Origin of the sequence: Rubritalea tangerina, from assembly GCF_042683245.1 — a bacterium.
Lineage (GTDB): Bacteria > Verrucomicrobiota > Verrucomicrobiia > Verrucomicrobiales > Akkermansiaceae > Rubritalea > Rubritalea tangerina.
In genome coordinates this window covers 1-6,672 of record NZ_JBHUJB010000008.1, presented here as the reverse complement: position 1 = coordinate 6,672, position 6,672 = coordinate 1, and the positions used below count along the sequence as shown (strand labels likewise).

Here is a 6,672-nt window from a genome sequence, read left to right as displayed (position 1 = left end):
GAGTCGTTGGTATGTAAGGACTTAAACATACCAAGCATGCCGACTGACTCACCTTTGCAAGCTTTTTATTTACTAATTTTCAATCAGTTATGCTTAAGTGAACGCGCATGCCTAACGCCCCAACCAATCACAACGCCAAAGGCGTTGCGGCCCCCCTCTTTCGGAGTGCGGTAGCTTGCTACCGCTTTCACCGATCACTGAAGCTTGCTTCAGGAGGAACCCGATATTGTTATCAGACAGACAATTATACTCACTAATCGATCCTAAAGCGGCTCACTATCAAGTAATGATCAGATGGAAACCCAGCCGGCCAATCATTGACCAACTCAGTAACAAGATGCTTTAGCCCCTCTCCTTTATAGTACAGTTGGTCAATGCGCTTCCCATTCCTATGCGTCGCCCCCACAGCCGCCTCTACATCCGGATAACTCATCCGATAGGCGTCTTTAAATCCATCTGAAAGCAAGTATTCAGCTGCCACACTCTGACCACCATCTGCTGCCGGCACCGCATTGAAATCCCCACCAAACAATACGGGCACCCTGTCCGCCTCCTCGAAACGCACCTTGTGAAACTCCGCTACCGTAGGAAACTGCGCCATACCATACCAATTCGACATCGCCCAGACTAACACACCACCTGGTAGAAGAACCTCCGCAGCTACATTCATAAAGGACGCCCCCTTAGGACTTCTCACCCTCCCAATAGGATAACGACTCAGCACCGAAATGTTAGCCCCTTGGTTCAAGTAATCCCAGTCAGACACTGTCGCAAAATAATACCCTAACTCAGCTGCTATTTGCTCCCCCGAAGAATAGGTCTCTTGCATAAGTACCACATCTAGCTTCTTTGACCGAATAATCTCAACCACCCGATCCCGAGAATCCCAACCATCTCTCTCCTCCGTGAAATGCTTCCCCCCATGGTGGATGTTCCATACCCCCACCACCAATGATTTGTCCCCCACTTCCAGCTTAATTATAAGCGAGACAGACAATTTATACGAAAAGCATGTTGTTCCAACCAATTGACAATGCTATCCTTACTCTATGTCTAAAGCGCGTTTACTTGCCCCCTGGGTAGACGATGGGTCGGATCGTTCTGCCATTTACCATGTCGTGTCTCGCATTGTGGGGCGCGACTTTTTATTGGATGCTCGCTGTAAGGAACAATTCGTGCGCTACATGCGGATGTATGAAGCATTCTGCGGTGTGCGTGTTTTGACCTACTGCATCATGACCAACCACTTCCACATTCTCGTGGAGATACCACCAAAGTGTGATCGACACTTGAGTGATGAAGCCCTTATTGAACACTTGGAAGTTCTCTATTCAGAGGAATATGTGGACCAGGTGCGCTTGCATTTAGAGTTGTTAGAAAAGGCGACCCATCCTGAAGGCCGAGCTGCCCATACCGAACTCAGAGAGCACTTCACGCGGCGCATGTGGGACCTTGGCCTTTTCATGAAGACGCTTAAGCAACGCTTTTCGACTTGGTACAATAAGAAGCATGGAAGGCGTGGGACTCTGTGGGAGGCTCGCTATAAAAGTGTGTTGGTAGAGAATGGCTATGCGGCGCGTACAATGGCCGCTTATATCGAACTCAACCCAGTGCGGGCGGGCATGGTCGAAGATCCAAAAGCATACCGTTGGTGTGGCTATGCAGAAGCGGTGGCAGGTGGTCAACTAGCGCGCAATGGTCTGATGCGTATTCTCTCTGAGCTTGATAGTGACACAGCCGTGGATGGCTGGAGTGGAGCCCGTGATATCACCAAATACGATTGGCGCACCGTAGCTCAGAGGTATCGCCTGATCCTCTTTGAAGACGGAGCCAGCTATGATGAGAGAGCTGAAATCGCCCAACAGCAGAGCCGAGGCTTCAGTGAAGTGCAGTGGAAGAAAGAACAGGAGCGGGAGGGCAAACTGAGTATCGCTGAGATTGCGCGCTGCCAGTCGCGGTATTTCGTGGAAGGGGCCGTACTTGGAAGCCGTGAATGGGTGAATGAAGTGATCGAGGGAATCAAAGGCGACTTCTTAAGTGAGAGTCGCAAAGCCCTTTCAAGTAAAATGCGAGGGGCGCTCGATGGCTGCGGTTTATGGTCAATGCGAAAACTCGAGTGATGGCGAAGATAGCTTAATTATAAGCGAGACAGACAATTTATACGAAAAGCATGTTGTTCCAACCAATTGACAATGCTATCTTTACTCTATGTCTAAAGCGCGTTTACTTGCCCCCTGGGTAGACGATGGGTCGGATCGTTCTGCCATTTACCATGTCGTGTCTCGCATTGTGGGGCGCGACTTTTTATTGGATGCTCGCTGTAAGGAACAATTCGTGCGCTACATGCGGATGTATGAAGCATTCTGCGGTGTGCGTGTGTTGACCTACTGCATCATGACCAACCACTTCCACATTCTCGTGGAGATACCACCAAAGTGTGATCGACACTTGAGTGATGAAGCTCTTATTGAACGCTTGAAAGTTCTCTATTCAGAGGAATATGTGGACCAGGTGCGCTTGCATTTAGAGTTGTTAGCAAAGGCGACCCATCCTGAAGGCCGAGCTGCCCATACCGAACTCAGAGAGCACTTCACGCGGCGCATGTGGGACCTTGGCCTTTTTATGAAGACACTTAAGCAACGCTTTTCGACTTGGTACAATAAGAAGCATGGAAGGCGTGGGACTTTATGGGAGGCTCGCTATAAAAGTGTGCTCGTAGAGAATGGCTATGCGGCGCGTACAATGGCCGCTTATATCGAACTCAACCCAGTGCGGACGGGCATGGTCGAAGACCCAAAAGCATACCGTTGGTGTGGCTATGCAGAAGCGGTGGCAGGAGGTCAAATAGCGCGCAATGGTCTGATGCGCATTCTCTCTGAGCTTGATAGTGACACAGCTGTGGATGGCTGGAGTGAAGCCCGTAATATCACCAAATACGATTGGCGCACCGTAGCCCAGAGGTATCGCCTGATCCTCTTTGAAGACGGAGCCAGCTATGATGAGAGAGCTGAAATCACCCAACAGCAGCGCCGAGGCTTCAGTGAAGCGCAGTGGAAGAAAGAACAGGAGCGAAAGGGCAAACTGAGTATCGCTGAGATTGCGCGCTGCCAGTCGCGGTATTTTGTGGAAGGAGCCGTACTTGGAAGCCGTGAATGGGTGAATGAAGTGATCGAGGGAATCAAAGGCGACTTCTTAAGTGAGAATCGCAAAGCCCTTTCGAGTCAAATGCGAGGGGCGCTCGATGGCTGCGGTTTATGGTCGATGCGAAAACTCGAGTGATGGCGAAGGTGTCTTGGCCCTTAATTAAGGATCTAGCAAGTTAGAATCAGTGCCCGCTAAAGACTCTACTTATGGCTCCTACTGAGATTCCTGATGGAGCAATAGAACAATCCATTGCCCCACCATGGATAAAAATCAATCGATCCGACGCCATGCCATCGGAATATCTGACTCAATCGTCCCATCTGGATTCTTAATCCTCCCTGTGAAAATCCCCTCTCTCACAAATCCTAACGACTCGTAAAAGCTTATCGCTCTCGTATTGGACTCCCGCACAATCAACTCCACACGCTTGATGTCCGTGTAATGGCACACCACATCACTTAACAATTTCTCAAAAATTGCACGCCCTACCCCCTGCCCCTGGATCTCAGGATCAACCGCGATCCTCAAGCCAGATAACACATGCGAAAAGCAATAAATCCCCGGCCGATACGCATGGATCTCACCCACTAACTTCCCACTCTCTGCCTCCCTAGCCACAAAGCCTAACCCATCCGATATCGTACGTGCCACAAATTCCTCCACGTATTCCTCATCCACCTCCTCAGCAAGTAGTGCTATGCCCCCAGGCTTCGCTGCTACCCGCTTGTATAAGGCCACAATCTCAGGAATGTCTTGTACTGTCAGTGGAAGATATTTCATGTTTGTTAATGATTTTTTTGAATGAGCACCCCCTATCAAGCAAATCCATCAGCTCATGGCAAGACACTGCGTAAAATCACACTAACAATTCCTCCACCTCCCTCGGTATCAAGCTCGCATCTGTCGCCTCATCCGCTGCTATCCGCATCTGAAAACGCAATGTCTCCAGAGCTACCGGTGGCCGGTATTCACTCAAACACGCTAACAATGCCTCCCTATCACTCATTTTGTTGGTGACCTTCATCCGATACGCCTTCACTGCGATCGTTTCTGCCGCCCCTGGAGTCAATAATTCAGGCACCTGCGCCTTCATAAGCTCATAATCATCATCACCTATCTCCACCCCGCGTCGCTTACATAAAGCTCGAATCAGTGCAAAACCTTCCTTCGCATTCAATGAAGGGAACAACGGAACCTTCACATCGACTCTACCTGGCCGCTTCAGATCTACCTCTATTAGGTCAGGTCTACTCGAGGCTAACACCCACATGATCCTGCCTCTATTCCTAGTGTTAGACATCTCCTTCGCCATCATAGAATACACCCGTGATGACACACCAGAATCCCCCGATCCGGCATTGCGTTTGCCCAAGGCTTGGTCAGCCTCATCCACAAACACAATACACCTACCCAAAGCATGCAATAAGGTGAAAATCTTCTCCAAATTCGCCTCAGTCGACCCCACCCACTTGTCTCGGAAGTTGCGCATGGTCACCACTGGCACGCCCGCCTCACCCGCCAAGCATTCAGCAAGGTATGTCTTACCTGTGCCCACAGGGCCGCAAAATAGATAACCCATCGGCAGCGCTTCCAGCTCTCCTTCATTCCACAGCGCTATGTCTTGACGCAGCCATTGCTTCACTCCCTCTAACCCAACAATATCATCTAACGACCTGTCAGGCTCCACAAAATCTATTAACCCCTTGCAGTCCCGCTCGACTAATTGCTTCTTCAGCTCAGCCAAACTCTTCTGATCCAAGGGCGCTCCATCGTGTTGACGACGCAATAACAACCTCTCCACAGACATGATACTCGCACCCACCAAACGTTCCGCTATCTGGTCTAACCTTCCCTTATAGGCTTCTAATGCCACCCCACAACGCGCTTCCATCCACTCCAGCACCTCATGAATCAATGGCTGACTGGGTAAAGGTACTTCCACTGCACACATCCGACTACTCTCCGCCACCAATGGATGCAAACTATGCAAATTCTCCGATATCAGAAATGCCGCTTGATCAAACTCTTGTAAACGTGCCTCAGCAGCCCACCCGCGTAACAATGACGCCATGCTGCTCAAATCATAATTCAACATGTTAGGCATCGCAGGGCAGACCAAATGCGCCTGCTTCACAACCACCGCGACTCGTGGAGCTTCACGTCCCATGATCTTCAAGTTCCGACAATACTGCAGGTAATGCGTCATCATCCGAATCGCAGGCAAGGGATGCTGCGGAATATCCGGCGTCTCATCCAGCGACGGCCACTTACGAAATGTCTCCCCACCCCTCTCGACCCGTAAACCAAAGCCCAGATCGTAGCTTAATATCACATCAAACTGCGGTAAAAGCGTCTCCATCACAAAGTCACTAAGACTCCCCAGCTGTCGCTTCTTTTGCCCAATCAACACACGGTCATTCACATTGCCATGCAATACAAAACACCCCGCCGTCCCACTCTCGTAAGACGCGATCACCTCATTCGCCCATTCAGGAAGTAAAATCACCCTATCAAACTCCTCCATTCCCTCCTCCCACTGCAACTATAATCTCCTCCCAGTTTTGGAAATCTTCCCACTCCCCCTAACCTGCAAAATGGTGAAATCGCATTGCATAACACACCAACTGACACATCACCCACATTCCAATGGTATAAATGCGCATCGGATAAACCACGCTACCACCATGAACCCTGTCTACCACAACACCCACAACCGCCGCTCCTTTATCAAAAAAACAACCACCCTCGCCGGCACACTTTCCCTTGCCCCCAGCTTCCTCTGGGCGCATTCCTCTAACGATCCCTCAGCTGAATTTCATGTCGCCTTCCTCTCTGACCCCCACATCCCAGAGGACCCTAACGACGGATGGAATGGTTTTCTGCCCATCGATAATATGCAAAAAGTCATCCCCAATGTGCTCAAATCTCAAGCCCAAGCCACCATCATCAATGGAGACGCAGCACGCCTCATCGGGACCGTCGCCGACTACCAAGTCCTCAAACGCCTCCTCCAACCCGTCGCTGCCATCAACCTCATACTACGCAGTTCAGAAGGAACACTAAGAGCTACCAAAAACCTCGCAGTCAGCGGGATGATTGAAGCAGTGAGAGATCAAACCAAAATCGTCGACACCAAACAAATTAACGCTGTTCTAATGCAGCCCCATTGGCGTCACAACCAACAGCTAGAACCTGTGCAACCTATCGCCATGACCAACAAGGAGAAGAATAAATGAGGCCACCAATAGCTTCATAAATTTTTGGCTAAACGGAAGCTGGCTCTGCAGAGATGCAACCACGCTGAGGGATAACCAAACCAAAAGCGACCGAGAGAGTCGTAAAACAACAAGGCTGCACTCACCAAGAAACTGTGAGTGCAGCTTTCTGCATCATAAAACTGCTCTATCGAGAGCTTTTGGTCATGCCTCAAAAAATCTCGGGGCTTGGGGCGGAGCCCCATCTACGAATCCCAAAGGCATCATACTCTCAAAAATGGGTACAATACTTTTGGAAGCAAATTCTGATGAA

At 50.0% G+C, this 6,672-nt stretch carries 6 protein-coding genes; 3 read left to right on the top strand and 3 right to left on the bottom strand.

Annotation, left to right across the window (positions count from 1 at the left end):
- Window positions 1–253: 253 nt before the first annotated feature.
- Window positions 254–967: an endonuclease/exonuclease/phosphatase family protein gene (locus tag ACFSW8_RS01330; protein ID WP_377177250.1), complete on the bottom strand. Its 714-nt coding sequence runs from the start codon at window positions 965–967 to the stop codon at window positions 254–256.
- A gap of 82 nt (window positions 968–1,049) precedes the next feature.
- On the opposite strand from ACFSW8_RS01330, the gene ACFSW8_RS01325 reads away from it, so the two are divergent.
- Both ACFSW8_RS01325 and ACFSW8_RS01320 read left to right on the top strand, forming a co-directional pair.
- On the top strand, window positions 1,050–2,120 hold the full coding sequence (locus ACFSW8_RS01325; protein WP_377087746.1) for a transposase: 1,071 nt from the start codon (window positions 1,050–1,052) through the stop codon (window positions 2,118–2,120).
- Between the two features lie 88 nt (window positions 2,121–2,208).
- A complete protein-coding gene (locus ACFSW8_RS01320; protein ID WP_377087748.1) occupies window positions 2,209–3,279 on the top strand; it encodes a transposase in 1,071 nt (356 codons plus the stop codon).
- A gap of 135 nt (window positions 3,280–3,414) precedes the next feature.
- On the opposite strand, the gene ACFSW8_RS01315 is transcribed toward ACFSW8_RS01320, so the two are convergent.
- Window positions 3,415–3,924: a GNAT family N-acetyltransferase gene (locus tag ACFSW8_RS01315; RefSeq protein WP_377087750.1), complete on the bottom strand. Its 510-nt coding sequence runs from the start codon at window positions 3,922–3,924 to the stop codon at window positions 3,415–3,417.
- Between the two features lie 76 nt (window positions 3,925–4,000).
- A complete protein-coding gene (locus ACFSW8_RS01310) occupies window positions 4,001–5,668 on the bottom strand; it encodes an ATP-binding protein (protein WP_377177248.1) in 1,668 nt (555 codons plus the stop codon).
- A gap of 160 nt (window positions 5,669–5,828) precedes the next feature.
- On the opposite strand from ACFSW8_RS01310, the gene ACFSW8_RS01305 reads away from it, so the two are divergent.
- Window positions 5,829–6,380 (top strand): hypothetical protein, encoded by a 552-nt coding sequence (locus ACFSW8_RS01305; protein WP_377177247.1) that lies wholly within the window; start codon window positions 5,829–5,831, stop codon window positions 6,378–6,380.
- Window positions 6,381–6,672 lie beyond the last annotated feature (292 nt).